This window comes from Marinobacter sp. bablab_jr008, assembly GCF_016464145.1.
Classification (GTDB): Bacteria; Pseudomonadota; Gammaproteobacteria; order Pseudomonadales; family Oleiphilaceae; genus Marinobacter; species Marinobacter nauticus.
The window spans coordinates 162,045-179,820 of the sequence record NZ_JACDWW010000059.1; the positions used below are offsets into that span (position 1 = coordinate 162,045).

Sequence of the window (17,776 nt, forward strand, 5' to 3'; positions counted from 1 at the left end):
GGCATCCACCACAGGCGGTTTTTATTAGCTTCTGAAATTACTCTCCGAACGGATGCCGCAGAGTAATGGTTTCCACACGATCCGGACCGGTGGAAATAATATCAATCGGCGCCTCGATCTGCTCTTCCAGGAAGCGGATATAGGCCTTGGCATTCTCCGGCAGCTGATCCACGCTGGTCAGGCCAACCGTGCTCTCGCTCCAGCCCGGCAGCTCCTCATACACCGGCTCGATATCACTGTAGCTGTCGCAGCCGATGGGGGGACGGGTGATTTCGCCGTTCGGAGTCTTGTAGCCAATACACACCTTCACCGTTTCCAGACCGTCCAGAACGTCCAGCTTAGTCAGGCAGATACCGGACACACTGTTGATCTGGATAGCATGGCGCAGAGCGACCGCATCAAACCAGCCACAACGGCGGGAACGACCTGTGGTGGTGCCCACTTCGTTGCCCTTGACGGCGAGGTGCTTGCCCATGTCGTCAAACAGTTCGGTCGGGAACGGGCCGGAACCTACCCGGGTAGTGTAGGCCTTGGTGATACCCAGCACATAGTCCAGATACAGCGGACCAAAACCGGAGCCTGTAGCGGTGCCGCCAGCGGTGGTATTGGAGGACGTCACGTACGGATAGGTACCCAGGTCGATATCCAGCAACGAGCCCTGAGCGCCTTCGAACAGGATGTGCTCTCCGCGCTTGCGGTAGTCGTGCAAAATATCGGTTACGTCTGCGGCCATGGGCAGGATTTCCTCGCCCATCTGTCTGAGTTCTTCCAGGGCCGCATCGATATCCTCGGCCTCTTCCTTGAAGTACTCGGTGAGAACGAAGTTGTGGTACGACATGATTTCCCGCAGCTTGATCTCGAAATCGGCGGGGTTGCACAGGTCACCCAGCCGAACACCCCGGCGGGAAACCTTATCCTCATACGCAGGGCCAATTCCCCGGCCGGTGGTACCAATCTTGTCATTGCCACGGGCACGTTCGCGGGCCTGATCAATACGCACGTGGGTGCGCAGGATGATCGGGCAAGCCAGGCTGATTTTCAGGCGGTCACGAACGGCAACACCGTTAGCCTCCAGCTCCCGCACTTCTTTCAGCAGGGCTTCCGGCGACAGCACCACACCGTTACCGATGAGGCACTGGACATCCTGCCGCAGTATGCCGGACGGAATCAGGTGCAGAGCCGTCTTCTTACCTTCGATCACCAGTGTGTGACCGGCATTATGCCCGCCCTGAAAGCGGACAACGGCAGCCACCTTGTCTGTCAGAAGGTCAACAATCTTGCCCTTGCCTTCATCACCCCACTGGGTGCCCAGCACAACTACGTTTTTACCCATGATTCTCTCTCAATTCAGACGGGCCAGAAGCACACGCCCTGAAGATTTACCCCGGAAATTAAACAAAAACGGCTCAGGCGATGGTTTCTACCACCCATTGGCCATCACGATTCACCAGTTGACGGTCACACCCCCGCTCCGAAGGATCCGTCTCACGATCATCCGGCAATGCCCGGATCACCGTTTCAGTCATTCTCAGGCCGGAAATCACGCCTTCCAGCGCGGCGTCGTTGTCCGCTGGCGCCCATATGGCCCCGGCTTTACGGAACGGGCGTTCGCCCAGCGACACCAGTGCACGGATATCCAGGCTGAACCCGGTGGCAGGCCGCGCGCGACCAAAGTCACTGCCAATAGCATCATATCGGCCACCTTTCGCCACGGCATCGCCATGGCCCGGCACGTAGGCCGCAAACACCAGACCGGTGTGATAGTTGTATCCGCGCAATTCACAAAAATCGAAGCCCAGACTGACTTCCGGAAAATCCCGGTTGAGCATGTCCGCGACGCGGGCAAGCTGATCAAGCGCCGCATCGATGGCGCCAGAAGCGCCACTGAGGATTTCCCGGGCATCGGCCAGAGATTCCACCCCACCGCTGACCCTGGCCAGCTGGCGCAACCGGCAACCAGCAGAGCCCGGCACACAATCCCCCAGCAGGCGATCCAGCTCGGGTACGGACTTGCGTGCCATGGCATCAAATACCGCCGCTTCGGTATCACGATCAAATCCGGCGTCGGAGACCAGGCTTTCATAGATTGAAACGTGAGCCAGGTCCAGATGCAGCCTGGGCAAACCGGCCACCCGCAAGGTTTCCAGCATCAGGCTGATCACTTCCATATCGGCCGCTTCGGAGCCACTACCAAACAGCTCGCAACCGGCCTGAATCGGTGTGCGCCCGGTCAGCATATGGCGCGGCCGGGTATGCAGCACATGGCCGGCATAACACAACCGGGTAATGCCATCCTGGCCCAGGGTATGCGCGTCTATGCGGGCAGCCTGGGGCGTCATGTCGGCGCGAACGCCCATCATCCGACCAGTCAGCTGATCGGTCAGTTTGAACGTCTGCAGTTCCAGGTCGTGGCCTGTACCGGTAAAGAGGGATTCGAGATATTCAATCAGCGGAGGAATAACCAGCTGGTAGCCCCAGCGCTGGCAGGTATCCATAACATCCCGGCGCAGGGACTCGATCCGCCCGGCCAGCGGCGGCAGAATGTCCTCTACCCCGTCAGGCAGTAACCAGCGATCAGATACAGTCATGAGATTCTGTTGTCCGTTTTTCCCTCGCTGGCCATGGAGCCAGGGGGTAACTCAGGATTTAGGCGCTCGGGCTCGGAAAACCCGACACAAAACCGCCAGAATTTTACACGGTTGGCAGACACAAAAAAACCGGAATCCCGGGGTTCAGCAAAATTTCCCCGCAGATTCCGGTTTAGCTGGTGTCAGCCGGCTCAGTTAGCGCCGGCCGGATTCTTCAGGAACTTCATGAAGTCACTGTCGGAATCAATCACCATGATGTCATCCTTGCTGGAGAAGGTGTTCTGGTACGCCTGCAGGCTGCGGTAGAAGCTGTAGAACTCTTCGTTGGCACCATAAGCCTCGGCGTAAATGGTGGCGGCTTCACCATCACCTTCACCACGGGTGGTCTCGGCTTCGGCAAAGGCGTTCGCCAGAATCACCGTTTGCTGACGATCGGCATCAGCACGGATACCCTCGGCCAACTCCTGACCGCGGGAACGGAATTCCTGGGCCAGCTTCTGGCGTTCAGTCGCCATCCGACGGTAGACGTTCTCGCTCACCTGACCCGGCAACTCGATCGCCTTGACACGAATATCAAGCACCTCGATACCGAACTCCTTGACGGACGTCTCGTTCACACGATCACGCAGAGTGTGCATCAGCTCATCACGCTGACCGGACACCACTTCGTGCATGGTGCGTACACCGAACTCATCACGAAGACCGTTGTCCACGCGGGACAGGATCAGCGTCTGGGCACGGAATTCGTCACCGCCGGTGGAACGATAGAACTGGTCCACATCACGGATTTTCCAGGCCACATAGGAATCCACATCCAGCGGCTTCTTCTCAACCGTCAGGTACTGACGGGATGGCAGATCCATGGTCAGCACCCGGATATCGAATTCCCGGATCTGATCGATGACCGGCACCTTGAAATGCAGGCCAGCCTGGATATTGGTCTCTACCAGCTCCCCGAAGCGAAGTTTCACGCCCCGATGGGTCTCCGGGATGATGTACACACTGGACAGCACGAGCAGGACAACAATGAGGGCGCCTGCAAGGCCCACTACACCTTTAGGTCCCATAACTTATCTGCTCCTCCGGGTATTGGTATCCTGGCGGGTGCGCAGCTCCTGCAGCACCTGGTCGGTCAGGGTCTGGATATCCACCTGCTGGCCACTGCTACCGGACATCCGGCTGCCAGATGACGACAGGGAACCCTGTGTCAGACGATCCAGGGGCAGATACATCATGTTGCCGCTGCTCTCGGTATCGACAAAGATTTTGCTGCTGTTACCCAGCACCTGCTCCAGAGCCTGGATGTACATGCGCTCACGGGTAACCACCGGGGCCTGCTCGTACACGGCCAGCAACTGATTGAAGCGTGCAGTTTCACCGCGCGCCCGCTCGATCACTTCCTGCTTGTACGCGTTGGCTTCCTCGATCATGCGCTGTGCCTGACCTCGGGCCTCGGGAACAATCTTGTTACGGTAGGTTTCGGCCTCTTCCTTCAGGCGCTGCTCATCCTCGCGAGCACGCTGAACCTCGCGGAACGCATCCTGCACCGGAGCCGGCGGCTGAGTGCTTTCAACGTTGACCCGGACAATTTCAAGGCCGGTGCCATACTCTCTCAGGAAGCTCTGCAGGCGCTGCTCAACCCGCACCGCAAGTTCCGCACGACCTTCGGTCAGCACGTCATCCAGGGACGAGCTACCGACTTCATGGCGCAGGGCGCTGTCGGTGGCAAATGCAAGGGCCTGGTTGGAGTCACGGACATTGAGCACATACGCCTGGGCATCACCCACGCGATACTGGACCTGAAGATCGACGGTCACCAGGTTTTCATCCTGGGTCAGCATCTGGCCGGAAGACTCGGCAGTACGGATGCTGGTAACGCGAACCTTGTTGACGGTATCAATCAAGGGCACCTTGAACCGCAGGCCCGGGTTTTCGGTACGGTTATACTCACCGAAGCGCAGCACCACCGCCCGCTCCTGTTCGTCCACGGTATAGAACGACTGATAGATGACATAACCCACCACCAGAATGGCCGCAATGGCCAGAATGGCACCAAATCCACCTGCGCTGCCGCCGGAGCTGCTGCCACCGCCAGAGTTGCCGCCTTTGCCGCCAAGCATGCGATTCAGCTTGTCGAGCCCTTTCTTCAGCGCTTCATCGAGGTCTGGTGGCCCCTGATCATTGCCGCGACGACCACCACCGGTTCCCCAGGGATCGTTGTCGTTACGGTTTCCACCCGGTTCATTCCAGGCCATAGTTCTCTCCGTTCGTGTTTAATCGAATGGCTGCAAATACTAGGGATTTATCAAGGCCCCGGCAATAGCAGGGGCCATTCAGACCGGCCGGCTTTCCAACCGGATCACGTCCTCACGTACACCGGCACGGCTCAAAAGCTGCAGCCAGTCCCGGTTCTGCAGCCGGACTTCCAGCACCTGATCGCCGTTGTCGCAATGCTCTTCACTCAGTACCGAACCCGCTTCGTGCAGAAGCGCTCTAAGCTTGCCATCGGCAGGGCCAAGACGCACAAAGTGGTGCACCACATCCTCTGCAAGACGCTCAACAATCGCGTCGAACAGCAGCGGCAGCCCCTCTCCCGTTACGGCTGAAACCCAGGCTCGCACCGGCAAACCTTCTTCGTTGCGATCAATCCGGGGCTCGAAACCATCAAGCAGATCGATCTTGTTGAACACCTGCAGCATCGGAATCTCATCGGCTCCGATTTCTGCCAGAACGTTTTCCACCTGTTCGATGTTTTCATCCCGACGGCTGTCGTGACAGTCGATCACGTGCAACAGCAACGTGGCCTGGGTGGTTTCTTCCAGCGTCGCCCGGAATGCCTCCACCAGCTTGTGCGGCAAATGGCGGATGAAGCCCACTGTGTCGGCCATTACGACCGGCCCGATGTCGGGAAGTTCCAGCCGGCGCAGGGTCGGATCCAGGGTCGCAAACAACTGGTCTGCTGCATATACGCTGGACGTGGTAATTCGGTTGAACAGCGTGGACTTGCCGGCGTTGGTATAACCCACCAGTGACAACGTAGGTATGTCGGCACGCTTGCGGGCGCGACGGCCCTGATCCCGTTGCTTGCGGACCTTTTCCAGACGCCGGTGAATGGATTTGATGCGTTCGCGCAACAGCCGGCGGTCGGTTTCGAGCTGGGTTTCACCCGGCCCCCGCAAACCGATACCACCCTTCTGGCGTTCGAGGTGAGTCCAGCCCCGTACCAGCCGGGTAGACATATGCTCCAGCTGCGCCAGTTCCACCTGCAGCTTGCCCTCGTGGGTGCGGGCCCGCTGCGCAAAGATATCCAGGATCACGCCGGTGCGATCAAGCACCCGGCACTTGAGCTCGCGCTCAATATTACGTTCCTGGCTCGGGCTCAGGGCATGATTGAACAGCACCACATCCGCTTCGGAGGCGGCCACCGCATCCCGGATTTCCTCAAGCTTGCCCTCTCCCACAAAAAAACGCGGGCTGGGCTGCTTCCGGGTGCCAGTTACAGTAGCAACCGGCTCTACGCCGGCGGATGTCACCAGTTCCCGGAACTCTTCCGGATCTTCGGTATCGTCGTGGGCGGTAAAATCAATGTGAACGAGAACCGCCCGTTCTCCGACATCTGGACGCTCAAACAAGTTTCATCAACTCCATAAACACAAACACCCGCGACCATTCAAGCACATAGGCTGTCCTGGAGCGCGGGTGTGAAAGCGGGAAAAGCAGGCGTTATCAGTCTTCAGACTCACCTTCACCTGCCGGGTTCTGCTGCGGTAGCCGGACGTTACGAGCAGGAACCACAGTGGAAATAGCGTGCTTGTAAACCATCTGGCTCACCGTGTTCTTGAGAAGAATCACGAACTGGTCAAAAGACTCAATCTGGCCCTGAAGCTTGATACCATTGACCAGAAAGATGGAAACCGGAATGCGTTCCTTGCGCAAGGCATTGAGGTAAGGGTCTTGTAAAGAGTGCCCTTTTGACATGTGTTTTCTCCTGTTTATAAGTAAATGCAGATCGTCATTATTCAACGTTAAATGTGGTGTGAAGCCCGGATTTTTTCAAGGTATCCAGCACCACTTGCGGGTCGGCGGAGTCCAGCCAGTGCACATCTCGCCATTTTCGCAACCAGGTAAGCTGCCGTTTCGCCAACTGACGGGTGGCGGCAACGCCCTTGGCAACAAAGCTGTCGTAATCCTCGTTGCCTGACAGGTAATCCCAGGCCTGTCGATAACCCACGCAACGCATCGAGGGAAGATCGGGGCTGAGATCACCTCGCGCCATCAAGGCACGGACTTCATCAAGGAAGCCTGCTTCCAGCATTGCCAGAAACCGTTTCTGTATCCGCGAATGCAGCACAGAGCGCTCGGCAGGCGCCAGGGCAAACTGAAAAACAGTATACGGCAGGCCAGCGCTTTCGTCTGCCTGCCAGCTGGTAAAATACGTGTAATCCTCAATACCAGACTGCCGCTGTTGCCCGGAAGTTCCCGATTCTGACTTCCAGAACGAGGAGATCGGCTTATTTGTGAGCCGAATCACTTCAATGGCCCGCATCAGGCGCTGACGATTATTGGGATGAATCAGGCGAGCGGCCTCCGGATCTTTGTCTGCCAATTCCTGATGCAGCGTGTCCCAGCCATCGCATTCGGCTTCCCGCTCGATCTCTGCCCGCAGCTCCGGACTTGCCGACGGCAGATTAGACATGCCATGCAGTAATGCCTTGAAGTACATCATGGTGCCGCCCACCAGCAACGGGATCCGGCCACGGCCAGATATCTCGCTCATGGCCGCCAACCCATCGCGGCGAAAATCCGCCGCGGAATAGGTCTCCGCCGGATCACAGATATCGATCAATCGATGTGGTGCCAGGGCGAGCTCTTCAGGTGAAGGTTTAGCGGTGCCAATATCCATGCCACGATAAACCATCGCGGAATCCACACTGATGATCTCACAGGGCAACTCACGGCAGAGCTCAATGGCAAGATCGGTCTTGCCAGACGCAGTCGGCCCCATCAGAAAGATCGTTGGCGGCAATGAACCCTGCTGGGAGCGGTTATCGGGAATCACCGCTTAGCGCCCCCGTAAAAACAGCTTGTCCAGTTCAGACAGGGTGACCAGGGTCCAGGTGGGCCGGCCATGGTTGCACTGTCCGCTGCGCTCCGTTGCTTCCATATCGCGAAGCAACGAATTCATTTCTGGAATCGTGAGCTGCCGGTTTGCCCGCACCGCCCCATGGCAGGCCATGGTGCCGAGCAATTCATGGGTGACCGCTTCAACGCGATCACTCTGGCCGTGCTCAATCAGATCTGCCAGCACATCGCGCACCAGCTGCTCAGTGTCTGCCCCTCGGAGCAATGCCGGGATCTGCCGCACTGCCAACGTCTCTGGCCCGATACGCTCAATCTGCAGACCAAGGTGCTGCAGCTCTTCACCATGGCTCTCCGCAAGCGCCGCCTCTTTCTGGCTCACTGCCAGTGACAGGGGCACCAGCAAAGGCTGGCTCTTAAGATCCTGTTCGACCAGGGCCCGCTTCATGCGCTCATAAGTAATACGCTCATGGGCGGCATGCATATCCACCACGATCAGGCCGGCACGGCTCTGGGCCAGAATGTAGATTCCGTGCAGCTGGGCAATCGCATAACCCAGTGGCGGCTCTTCCGCATCATCCCTGGGCGGCGTAACCGAAGCTGACGCCGCTGGCATTTCTGCCCGGGCAACGGGTGTTGAAACACCGCCACCCTCATTCAACGACTGGTAAAACGCCATCTGATCACTGGCCCGCCACTCCTGCTGGGGTGACTGCCCGGGCGACGACGGATAAGCCTCAGTGCGTGACTGTGTGGGCCAGGGTCCCGATGTACCCGGGGCACTGAAACCGCCAGCCGAATGCTCGGGTTCAACAACCGCAGACTCACGACCAAAGGATTGGGCCGCCGCCCCACGGAGATGATCGTCCGGGCGTACATCCGCCAGGGCTCGATGCAGAGTCCGGAAAATAAAATCGTGAACCAGCCGGCCGTCGCGGAACCGAACCTCATGCTTGGTTGGGTGAACGTTGACATCCACCGTAGCCGGATCTACCTCCAGGTACAGCACAAATGCAGGGTGACGGTTGTTGTACAGAACGTCCCGGTAGGCCTGGCGAACTGCATGGGCGACCAGTTTGTCCCGGATCACCCGGCCATTCACAAAAAAGTACTGCAGATCTGCCTGACTGCGGGAAAAGGTCGGCAGCGCCACCCAACCCCAAAGGCGCAACCCGGTGGCCTCGGCATCAATAACCACCGCATTGTCGATAAACTGCTGGCCACACAGCGAACCAATCCGACGTTCCTTGTCCAGATCCGTCTCAGCAGGGCGCAGGCTTTGCACCACTCTCTGGTTATGACGCAGGGTAAAACCGGTATCGAACCGACTCAGAGCCTGACGGCGAACACACTCTTCAACGTGGTTGAATTCGGTTTTTTCCGTGCGCAGGAATTTGCGGCGGGCAGGAGTATTGAAGAACAGATCCCTCACTTCAACCGTGGTACCCACGGGATGGGCCGCCGGTGAGATGCGAGCATCCATGTCGCGGCCTTCCACCTCAACACGGGCCGCCGCTTCCTGCAACTCGGTACGGGAGGTGAGGGTCAGGCGTGACACGGAGCTGATACTGGCCAATGCCTCACCCCGGAATCCCAGAGAGGCCACAGCCTCAAGATCATCCAGGGTCAGGATTTTGCTGGTGGCATGCCGGCTCAGGGCCAGAGGCAGGTCCGCCTCTTCAATACCGGAGCCGTCGTCACGCACCCGGATCAGTTTTGCCCCACCCTGCTCGATCTCCACATCGACGCGCGAGGCCCCGGCATCCAGGGCATTTTCAACCAGCTCTTTAACAACAGAAGCAGGACGTTCTACCACCTCCCCGGCAGCAATCTGGTTGGCAAGCCGGGGGGACAGTAACTGGATGTGGGGCATATCCGGGGACTACCTCTTGATCAGGATGAGGGGATGCGAATGGTTTGCCCTACCATAACACGATCATCGTTCATCCCGTTAAAGCGCATCAGCTCGCTGACGGTGGTCTGATTCTCCCGGGCAACGCCCGAGAGAGTATCACCTCGCTGTATCCGGTACTGGCTGACGTCGGTGCCACCCCGGTTTTGCTGTTTTTCCCAGGCCAGCAAAGTGCCGGGAGGTGGTGTGCGACGAAAATACTGCTCGATGCCATCGAAAATGGCGTTGGCCAGCTTGTTGCGGTACCACTCGGACGCAAGATTCTTCTCTTCGGTCGGATTCGAGATGAAACCGGCCTCCACCAGAATCGAGGGGATGTCCGGCGACTTCAAAACCACAAATGCCGCCTGCTCCACCCCCTGTTTGTGAAGCTTGGCCACACGGCCCAACCGGCCCAGCACGGAATCTCCAACCCCCAGACTGGCGTTGATACTTGCGGTCATGGAGAGATCCAGCAATACCCCGGCCAGCATGTCATCACGGCCATCCAGAGAGACACCGCCGGCACCACCGATCAAATCTGAACGGTTCTCGCTCTGGGCGAGCCATCGAGCCGTTTCACTGGTGGCACCGCGCTGAGACAGCGCGAAGACGGATGCTCCCCGTGGCTGCGGCGTTCTGAAGGCATCGGCGTGCACGGACACGAACAGATCCGCGTTGTACTTGCGGGCCAGCAAGGTGCGGTTCCGCAAGCCCACGTAATAATCGCCTGTCCGAGTAAGCTTGGCCGTGAACCCTTTCTGCTGGTTGATCAGATCGGCCAGACGCTTTGCCATTCTCAGCACGACATCCTTTTCCCGGGTCCCCCGGGGCCCGATTGCGCCCGGATCTTCGCCGCCATGACCGGCGTCGATAACCACGATAATGTCACGCTTACCGGCAGAATCCTGGGTCACCGTCGGGCTCGTCGCCCGATCGAGACGGCTGCCCTGTTCGTCAATCAAATCGACCACCAGACGATGGCCATACTGCTGATTCGGCTCCAGCACAAAGCTGCGAGGCTTGATATCACTTTTCAGATCCAGCACCACCCGCAAATCGTTACCATTCCTTGGCGCGCTGCGAATACGCTGAATGGGGCTACCGGAAAGGTCGACCTTGCTGAAATCCGTGCCGAGAGCAGCATCCTTCAGATCAATAACCAGCCGGGACGGTCCACTCAGAGAGAATACGTTGTGCTCAACCAGACCGGCAGTGTCCAGCACCAGGCGGGTATGATCCGGAGCCGGCCACAAACGCACCCCCTCGACACGGGTACCGGCCAAAACTGTACTGGCTGAAAGCAACAGCGCCATAATCACCAAGATTTTCATGAATCCGGCCCTATCAGTTCTATTTCATTAAGCAAGGAAGCCCCAAGCTCCGAACGGGCGCGCAATACCACAGAGCGCCCCTGACCTTCCCGTTCAAGATGGATTTCCAGATCCGGATCAGGCAAGACTCCCTGACCACGCTCCGGCCACTCAATAATCCGGATGCTCTGGCTGGCAAAATAATCCCGGATTCCCATGTATTCCAGTTCCTCGGGGTCACCCAGCCGGTACAGATCAAAATGGTACACCGGTGGTTCCAGGTGTTCGTAGGGTTCAACCAGTGTATAGGTCGGGCTCTTGACGGCACCCTCGTGGCCAAGCCCTCTCATAACACCACGGCTCAGGGTCGTCTTGCCCATCCCCAATTCGCCGTCGAGAAAGACAGTGAGGCCTTCCCGGGCATGGCCGGCCAACCGAGCCAGCTCAGCCCCGAGCCTTTCAGTCTCGGCCTCGTCTTCCAGAAACAACCGGCGCTCATTTCCAAAAATACTCATCGATTCCCCCGGCCATTGAAACATTCAGGGCGCTCCGACCTTGCCAGCACCTGCGGTATGGCTTCGATCACATCAGCCGGGAGCAGCCCCATATAGCCTTTATTCTGCCCCGCCTCATCCGCGGCCGCCAGATGTAAAGCCGCTGAAGCCATTACCGCCTGACGGGCGGACGGAATTTGCCCAAGAAACGCCCCCAGGATGCCCGACAGCACATCGCCCATGCCCCCTGTCGCCATCCCCGGATTACCGCCCGGTATTATGCCGGGCACTCCGCTGCCGGTGGCAACAACCGTACCCGCACCTTTGAGCAGGACAATGCCATGCCACAGCTTCTGTATGCGTGCTGCCGCTCCCATCCTGTCCGCCTCGACTTCCTGAACACTACAGCCCAGCAGCCTGGCCGCTTCTCCCGGGTGAGGCGTCAGCACATGGTTGTCCGCCGGCGCCGGGGCGCGGTCGGCCATGATGTTGAGTGCATCTGCATCCAACACTCTGGGCTTGCCACTGGCAATAACCTGCTGCAGCATTTGCTGTCCCCAGGAGGACTGGCCGATCCCGGGTCCGCAGACCACGACATCGGGTTTATCCAGTAAAGCCGGCAACTCAGACCCGTGGGTTACACCCCTGACCATCAACGACGGACAACGAGCCAGCGCAGCGGTAACGTATTCCGGCCGGGTGGCCAATGACACCAACCCGGCGCCGGCCCTGGAGGCCGCCTCTGCAGCCATGATGCCCGCCCCGCCGAAACCGTGATCTCCCGCCACCACCAGGACATGACCGAACATGCCCTTGTGGGCGTTAGCAGGGCGTTCCGGCAACCAGGACTGGCATCGCGCCCAGGGATAAAGCTCGGCCAAGGGCATTTCCCCGCTCTGCTGACCGGCGTTAATCGCCCCCAGCGCTTCAAACATTACCTGACCACAGACACCCGCGCCTGCGCCGGTGAAAAGGCCAGTCTTGGCGCCGATGAAAGTGACCGTCACATCGGCATGCACCATATCCCCTGTCGCGGCACCGGTTGTGGCATCCAGGCCGGACGGCAAATCCACTGCCAACACAGGCTTTCCGGATTGGTTCAACTGACCAATAACATTGGCAAAGGGCTCCCTGGGCGCGCCGGTTACTCCGGTACCGAGCATGGCATCTACCACCACCGCAGCGCTATCCATCCGCGCTTGCAAATCGGCATCGGACAGGGCACTGCCTTCAAGAATCTCGACACCATCGGCCCGGGCTTTCTGGCACGCAGACCGGGCGTCGCCCGTGAGCTTTTCCGTCGGCGCCACGGCAACACACGCCACATCAATGCCATGACGCTTAGCGTTGGCGGCCACCAGGTAACCATCACCGCCATTATTGCCAGCTCCGCACAACACAAGCACAGGCTGCGCACCAGGCCAGAATGCCACCAGATGGCGGAACGCCGATCTAGCTGCCGTTTGCATCAATTCGAAGCCATCCACCCCCTGCTGTTCAATCAGATAGCGATCCATCGCCCGCACCGAGTCGGCGGAATAGAGCGCTTCTGGTAGACTGTGCTCGGAAACAGAGGGCATTTGCCGGGAACTCCCAGATACAGAAACCGGTTTAAGAAAATTGGCCAGATACCTGTAAAGCATAGCAAAACAGGAAAAAAGGTCATAACTTAATCAAATTAAATCTTCGCAGGGCCGCACCTGCAAGCAGTCCACTATGGCCGTTACTCCAGAACACCCAGCTTCAGAAACGCTCCATACAGAGCTCGCGGACCTGCCCGCACAGATCCGCCGGTGGGCACGGGAGCTGGGCTTTTCCGATGCCGGGATTACCCAGGCGGAGACGGGGCCTCACGCTGAACGTCTGCAGCGCTGGCTGGCAGCAGGTTACCACGGCCAGATGGCCTACATGGCCGACCATGGCGACAAACGTTACACACCCGACTCCCTGGTACCCGGGACCACCCGGGTCATTTCCGTCCGACTGGATTACCTGCCAGCACCTGACAACCCGAAACAAGTGCTTACTGACCGGGAACGGGCCTACGTTACCCGCTACGCCCTGGGGCGCGACTACCACAAACTGATGCGCAAACGCCTGGCCACGCTGGCAAAATGGATTGACGAGGCTGTCAGCGGCTATGACTACCGGGCATTTGTCGACAGCGCGCCGGTACTTGAGCGCGGACTGGCGCAACGGGCCGGACTGGGTTGGATTGGCAAAAACAACATGCTGATTCACCCCAAAGCCGGTTCGTTCTTTTTTCTGGGTGAAATCTTCACCAATGCCCCTCTGCCCCTGGATGCACCGTTCGACAGCCAACACTGCGGCTCTTGCGCTGCCTGCCTGGACGTATGCCCGACCGACGCCTTTGTAGGCCCTCACCTACTGGATGCCCGGCGCTGCATCAGCTATCTCACTATTGAACTGAAAGGACCGATCCCGGAGGAGCTGCGTTCACAAATGGGCAACCGGGTATTCGGCTGCGACGATTGTCAGCTGGTCTGCCCCTGGAACAAGTTCAACAAGCCCACCGACGAGGAAGACTTCAAACCGAGGCATGGTCTGGACAATTCATCCCTGGCGGAGCTGTTCCTGTGGAGCGAGCAGGAGTTTCTGAAGCGCACGGAAGGGTCAGCAATCCGACGCACCGGCTATGAAAACTGGCTCAGGAATCTGGCGGTGGGACTGGGCAACGCCCCCAGCACCATTCCGGTGGTGGAGGCACTCAAAGCCCGGGCCGACCACCCGTCGGAACTGGTCCGCGAGCACGTGGCCTGGGCCCTGAAACAGCACGGACTATAGCTTGAAGAAATGGTCCCGGTAGTGGCGCAGTTCATTGATGGAGTCACGGATATCGTCCAGAGCCAGATGACTGCCCTGTTTCTTGACTCCTTCCAGCACGTCCGGGCGCCAGCGGCGGGCCAGCTCCTTTACCGTTGAGACATCGAGATTGCGGTAGTGGAAGAAGGCTTCCAGTTTGGGCATGTATTTCACCAGAAACCGCCGATCCTGACCAATACTGTTGCCACAGAGCGGGGATTGTCCTGGCTCCAGATGTTTGCCCAGAAACTCGAGGGTTTGCTGCTCGGCCTCTGCCTCGCTGATGGTACTCTCTTTGACCCGTTGGGTCAGACCACTGGCACCATGGGTGCGGGTACACCATTCATCCATCTGCTCCAGCAGGCTGTCGGGTTGATGAATGGCAATCACCGGCCCCTCTGCCACGATATTCAGCTGGGAGTCGGTGATGATGCTGGCCATCTCGATAATGCGTTCTTGCTCGGGATCCAGACCGGTCATTTCCAGGTCAATCCAGATCAGGCGGTCGCCGTTACTCATCTCGCTGTTACCTATGCCGTTTTGTCGGGTGGATGAAGTTCTGTGTATTGTCCACGATTCACGTATGATGTGATACCCAAACGCCGGTTAACCGATTGAACGCAGATGGCAAAACGACGATTGAACAAACGCCAGCAATGGCGCATCGAAAAGATCCAGAAAGAACGGACGGTGAGAGCTGCACGCAAGGAAAAAGCGGTGGAAGAACAAGCCGCCGCCGGTGAGCTTGGCCCTGAGCAGAATGGACTGGTGATTGCCCACTACGGCCAGCAACTGGATATCGAGGCGCTTGAAGGCCCGGAATCCGGGCAGGTGTTCCGCTGTTTCGTCAGAGCCAACATTGACAGCCTGGTGACCGGAGACCGGGTGGTCTGGCGCCCGGGCAAAAGCAAAACCGGCGTGATTGTTGCCCGCTGTGAACGGGAAAACCTGCTGCAGCGCCCGGACAACTTTGGCGCGCTAAAACCGGTGGCCGCCAATATCGACCATATCATTCTGGTAATTGCCCCCGAGCCCGAGCCCCACGACAACCTGATCGATCGTTATCTGGTGGCGTCTGAAAGCTCTGACATTCCGGCGGTAATCCTCCTGAACAAGACAGATCTGATTAACGACGACAACCGGGATCAGATCGAAGCCCTGCTGGCCAGATATCAGGCGCTGGGCTATGAGGTGGCGCGCACTTCAGCCGCAGAAACCGCAGGCACGCCAGCCCCGGAAGTAGAAGCTCTGGTGCGGAATCAGACCAGTGTCTTTGTGGGTCAGTCCGGCGTGGGCAAGTCTTCCATCATTCAGACACTGTTACCGGATGAACTGCTACGGGTGGGCGCGGTCTCCGAGAGTACCGGCAAAGGCGTGCATACCACCACCACGGCAAAACTGTTCCACCTGCCCGGGGGGGGCGATCTGATCGATTCTCCGGGTATCCGGGAGTTCGGTCTCTGGCACATGACGCCGCAGGAAGTGGAATACGGCTTTCGGGAAATCCGGCCGCTGATCGGGCTCTGCAAGTTCCGCAATTGCCGGCACATGGGAGATCCGGGCTGCGCTCTGGACGCAGCAGCCGAGGCTGGCGAGATTTCAGCGGAACGCCTGAAGAGCTTTCATCGCATCCTTCAGGATATGACCGATCAGCTGGCTCGTGGTCTCAAGCTCACCTGAACCCACAGAACCAACGCTACCAATTCAGCTCACCCGGAGCGGGCTCTTCTTTCGGTTGGAACCAGTCGCCACCTTCCAGCTGTTCCAGAGCCTGCTGCTCCTGCTCCTCCGTCGGGCGAGTAAGATCAATCAGCGGCTGATCGGAGCGCCCTGCCCCGGTCTCGATACTGTCGGCGGTCTTTTTGTTCAGAACAATAATGGAAATGCGGCGGTTCACCGGCGCCGTGGGGTTGCTCCTGTCGAACAGCACCGAATCACTCAATCCCACCACCCGGGCGATCTGCTCCAGCCGGACGCCGCCAGCCACCAGCGCTCGACGCGCTGTGTTGGCGCGATCTGCCGACAACTCCCAGTTGGTGTAACCCGGTCGGCCGCTAAACGGCGTGGCGTCGGTATGACCTGTAATGCTGAGCTTGTTGTTGACTGACCCCAGGGTCTTGGCCAACTCAAACAGAATGTCCTGAGAGTAGTACTTCAACTCTGCCCGACCACTGTCGAACATGGGCCGACCGGACCGGTCTACAATCTGAATTCTCAGGCCTTCGTCGGTAATATCGATCAGCAACTGATCCTTGAACTCCTGCAGGGTCTGATTCTGCTCGATCCGTTCCTGCAACTCCTGGAAAAGCTCCTGCATTCGGCGCTGCTCCAGAGTGTCCGCCAGTTCATCCACCACCTCGTCTTCAATCTGAATGGTGCTGGCCTCCTGATCCTGCGTAGATTCCTCGATGACCGAGGCACTGCCCTCAAGGTCTACCGGGTTGGGCGAGCCGCCTTCGGTAAAGCCAACAGGATCCTTGAAGTAGCCTTCGACCGCCCTTTTCTGTTCGGGGCTAGCCGTGGCGGTGAGCCAGAGCACCAGAAAAAACGCCATCATCGCGGTCGCAAAATCAGCAAACGCAACTTTCCAGGAGCCGCCGTGATGCCCGCCGACAACCTTTTTCTTGCGTTTGATGATGATCGGCTGTTCTTCCAAGATACTCTCCGAGGCTAACCAGGCTTTTTGTTACTTTGAGCGAACGTGGTCATTGAGCTCCTGAAATCCCGGTCGCTTTTCGGTAGGGAGTGCCTTGCGCCCAAATTCGATTGCCATTTGGGGAGCCTGTCCTGACACCGTCGCGACAATGGCCGATTTAACACATTCGTAGGCTTTCAGCTCATACTTGGCGGCATGCTCAAGCGCAATCGAGGTTGGCCCGACAAAACCATACCCCATCCAGATGCCCAGAAAGGTACCAACAAGTGCCGCCGCAACGCTCAAGCCGATTTTCTCCGGCCCTTCCGTGAGGAACCCCATGGTGATCACGATCCCGAGCACGGCGGCAACAATACCCAGCCCTGGCAGAGCATCAGCAATCTTGTTGACCGCATGAGCAGGCTCTTCAAGCTCGTGCTGTCGATTTTCGATTTCGTTTTCCATCATGCCTTCCAGCTCATGCGGGGCCATATTGCCGGAGCTGATGATGCGCAGGTAATCAGTGATGAAATCCAGCAGGTGCCGGGATTTCATAATCGCCGGATAACGACTGAAGATCTGGCTCGACTCCGGATTATCGATGTCCTCCTCAATGGCCATGACGCCCTGCTTGCGGGACTTGTCGAACACCTCATAGAGCAGACTCAACAAATCCATGTAATAGGATTTATTGAAAGGAGACCCGGTCAACAACCGGATACACGCCTGAAACACCTCTTTTACGGTATGTAACGGGTTGGCGATGATAAATGAACCAACGGCCGCTCCGCCGATAATCAGGATTTCTGTCGGCTGCCATAAAACCGCCAGATTGCCGCCGTGCAGAACGTACCCACCAAGAACGCACGCAACAACGACCACAGCTCCAATGATCAATAACATGGTGACTATGCACGCCTTTTGTCTGGTTAACGGCCGGGGCCGGTTACTAC

At 58.3% G+C, this 17,776-nt stretch carries 16 protein-coding genes; 2 read left to right on the top strand and 14 right to left on the bottom strand.

Going from position 1 to position 17,776, the window contains the following annotated elements; genetic code table 11:
- Nucleotides 1–37: 37 nt before the first annotated feature.
- The 11 genes from JIF53_RS09360 to JIF53_RS09410 form a co-directional block, all read right to left on the bottom strand.
- A complete protein-coding gene (locus tag JIF53_RS09360) occupies nucleotides 38–1,333 on the bottom strand; it encodes an adenylosuccinate synthase (RefSeq protein ID WP_011786209.1) in 1,296 nt (431 codons plus the stop codon).
- Between the two features lie 73 nt (nucleotides 1,334–1,406).
- Nucleotides 1,407–2,588, bottom strand: a complete 1,182-nt coding sequence (locus JIF53_RS09365) for an ATP phosphoribosyltransferase regulatory subunit (RefSeq protein ID WP_023011130.1) — start codon at nucleotides 2,586–2,588, stop codon at nucleotides 1,407–1,409.
- Between the two features lie 191 nt (nucleotides 2,589–2,779).
- Nucleotides 2,780–3,655 carry a protease modulator HflC gene (gene hflC / locus JIF53_RS09370; RefSeq protein ID WP_023011131.1) on the bottom strand — a complete coding sequence of 292 codons (876 nt, stop codon included), beginning with the start codon at nucleotides 3,653–3,655 and terminating at the stop codon, nucleotides 2,780–2,782.
- A 3-nt stretch (nucleotides 3,656–3,658) separates the two neighbouring features.
- Nucleotides 3,659–4,843, bottom strand: coding sequence for an FtsH protease activity modulator HflK (gene hflK, locus JIF53_RS09375; protein WP_114434173.1), 1,185 nt, complete (start codon nucleotides 4,841–4,843; stop codon nucleotides 3,659–3,661).
- A 78-nt stretch (nucleotides 4,844–4,921) separates the two neighbouring features.
- The gene (hflX, locus tag JIF53_RS09380; RefSeq protein WP_114434172.1) at nucleotides 4,922–6,220 is read right to left on the bottom strand and encodes a ribosome rescue GTPase HflX; all 1,299 of its coding nucleotides are present in this window, start codon (nucleotides 6,218–6,220) and stop codon (nucleotides 4,922–4,924) included.
- Between the two features lie 94 nt (nucleotides 6,221–6,314).
- Nucleotides 6,315–6,566: an RNA chaperone Hfq gene (gene hfq / locus JIF53_RS09385; protein ID WP_011786214.1), complete on the bottom strand. Its 252-nt coding sequence runs from the start codon at nucleotides 6,564–6,566 to the stop codon at nucleotides 6,315–6,317.
- Nucleotides 6,567–6,603: 37 nt separating this feature from the next.
- Nucleotides 6,604–7,593, bottom strand: coding sequence for a tRNA (adenosine(37)-N6)-dimethylallyltransferase MiaA (miaA, locus tag JIF53_RS09390; RefSeq protein WP_213020293.1), 990 nt, complete (start codon nucleotides 7,591–7,593; stop codon nucleotides 6,604–6,606).
- A gap of 57 nt (nucleotides 7,594–7,650) precedes the next feature.
- On the bottom strand, nucleotides 7,651–9,540 hold the full coding sequence (mutL, locus tag JIF53_RS09395) for a DNA mismatch repair endonuclease MutL (RefSeq protein WP_114434170.1): 1,890 nt from the start codon (nucleotides 9,538–9,540) through the stop codon (nucleotides 7,651–7,653).
- A gap of 20 nt (nucleotides 9,541–9,560) precedes the next feature.
- Nucleotides 9,561–10,892: an N-acetylmuramoyl-L-alanine amidase gene (locus JIF53_RS09400; RefSeq protein WP_014422153.1), complete on the bottom strand. Its 1,332-nt coding sequence runs from the start codon at nucleotides 10,890–10,892 to the stop codon at nucleotides 9,561–9,563.
- Nucleotides 10,889–11,386, bottom strand: a complete 498-nt coding sequence (tsaE, locus tag JIF53_RS09405; protein WP_199452348.1) for a tRNA (adenosine(37)-N6)-threonylcarbamoyltransferase complex ATPase subunit type 1 TsaE — start codon at nucleotides 11,384–11,386, stop codon at nucleotides 10,889–10,891. The genes JIF53_RS09400 and tsaE overlap by 4 nt, the downstream gene beginning before the upstream one ends.
- The gene (locus JIF53_RS09410; protein WP_199452349.1) at nucleotides 11,383–12,945 is read right to left on the bottom strand and encodes an NAD(P)H-hydrate dehydratase; all 1,563 of its coding nucleotides are present in this window, start codon (nucleotides 12,943–12,945) and stop codon (nucleotides 11,383–11,385) included. The genes tsaE and JIF53_RS09410 overlap by 4 nt, the downstream gene beginning before the upstream one ends.
- A gap of 136 nt (nucleotides 12,946–13,081) precedes the next feature.
- On the opposite strand from JIF53_RS09410, the gene queG reads away from it, so the two are divergent.
- Nucleotides 13,082–14,170: a tRNA epoxyqueuosine(34) reductase QueG gene (gene queG, locus JIF53_RS09415; protein ID WP_199452350.1), complete on the top strand. Its 1,089-nt coding sequence runs from the start codon at nucleotides 13,082–13,084 to the stop codon at nucleotides 14,168–14,170.
- Here queG and orn read toward each other — a convergent pair.
- Nucleotides 14,165–14,707 carry an oligoribonuclease gene (gene orn / locus JIF53_RS09420; RefSeq protein WP_011786221.1) on the bottom strand — a complete coding sequence of 181 codons (543 nt, stop codon included), beginning with the start codon at nucleotides 14,705–14,707 and terminating at the stop codon, nucleotides 14,165–14,167. The genes queG and orn overlap by 6 nt on opposite strands.
- Before the next feature lie 105 nt (nucleotides 14,708–14,812).
- Between orn and rsgA the strand changes: the two genes are divergently transcribed.
- The gene (gene rsgA, locus JIF53_RS09425) at nucleotides 14,813–15,868 is read left to right on the top strand and encodes a small ribosomal subunit biogenesis GTPase RsgA (protein WP_199452351.1); all 1,056 of its coding nucleotides are present in this window, start codon (nucleotides 14,813–14,815) and stop codon (nucleotides 15,866–15,868) included.
- Between the two features lie 16 nt (nucleotides 15,869–15,884).
- Here rsgA and motB read toward each other — a convergent pair whose 3' ends face one another.
- Nucleotides 15,885–16,844 (bottom strand): flagellar motor protein MotB, encoded by a 960-nt coding sequence (motB, locus tag JIF53_RS09430; protein WP_014422157.1) that lies wholly within the window; start codon nucleotides 16,842–16,844, stop codon nucleotides 15,885–15,887.
- Nucleotides 16,845–16,874: 30 nt separating this feature from the next.
- On the bottom strand, nucleotides 16,875–17,726 hold the full coding sequence (gene motA, locus JIF53_RS09435) for a flagellar motor stator protein MotA (RefSeq protein WP_141067191.1): 852 nt from the start codon (nucleotides 17,724–17,726) through the stop codon (nucleotides 16,875–16,877).
- Nucleotides 17,727–17,776 lie beyond the last annotated feature (50 nt).

Bases quoted from the DNA above. Each gene is read 5' to 3' on its own strand.
- JIF53_RS09360 (WP_011786209.1), bottom strand. From the start codon at position 1,333: ATGGGTAAAAACGTAGTTGTGCTGGGCACCCAGTGGGGTGATGAAGGC.
- JIF53_RS09365 (WP_023011130.1), bottom strand. From the start codon at position 2,588: ATGACTGTATCTGATCGCTGGTTACTGCCTGACGGGGTAGAGGACATT.
- hflC (WP_023011131.1), bottom strand. From the start codon at position 3,655: ATGGGACCTAAAGGTGTAGTGGGCCTTGCAGGCGCCCTCATTGTTGTC.
- hflK (WP_114434173.1), bottom strand. From the start codon at position 4,843: ATGGCCTGGAATGAACCGGGTGGAAACCGTAACGACAACGATCCCTGG.
- hfq (WP_011786214.1), bottom strand. From the start codon at position 6,566: ATGTCAAAAGGGCACTCTTTACAAGACCCTTACCTCAATGCCTTGCGC.
- miaA (WP_213020293.1), bottom strand. From the start codon at position 7,593: ATGGGGCCGACTGCGTCTGGCAAGACCGATCTTGCCATTGAGCTCTGC.
- mutL (WP_114434170.1), bottom strand. From the start codon at position 9,540: ATGCCCCACATCCAGTTACTGTCCCCCCGGCTTGCCAACCAGATTGCT.
- JIF53_RS09400 (WP_014422153.1), bottom strand. From the start codon at position 10,892: ATGAAAATCTTGGTGATTATGGCGCTGTTGCTTTCAGCCAGTACAGTT.
- tsaE (WP_199452348.1), bottom strand. From the start codon at position 11,386: ATGAGTATTTTTGGAAATGAGCGCCGGTTGTTTCTGGAAGACGAGGCC.
- JIF53_RS09410 (WP_199452349.1), bottom strand. From the start codon at position 12,945: ATGCCCTCTGTTTCCGAGCACAGTCTACCAGAAGCGCTCTATTCCGCC.
- queG (WP_199452350.1), top strand. From the start codon at position 13,082: ATGGCCGTTACTCCAGAACACCCAGCTTCAGAAACGCTCCATACAGAG.
- orn (WP_011786221.1), bottom strand. From the start codon at position 14,707: ATGAGTAACGGCGACCGCCTGATCTGGATTGACCTGGAAATGACCGGT.
- rsgA (WP_199452351.1), top strand. From the start codon at position 14,813: ATGGCAAAACGACGATTGAACAAACGCCAGCAATGGCGCATCGAAAAG.
- motA (WP_141067191.1), bottom strand. From the start codon at position 17,726: ATGTTATTGATCATTGGAGCTGTGGTCGTTGTTGCGTGCGTTCTTGGT.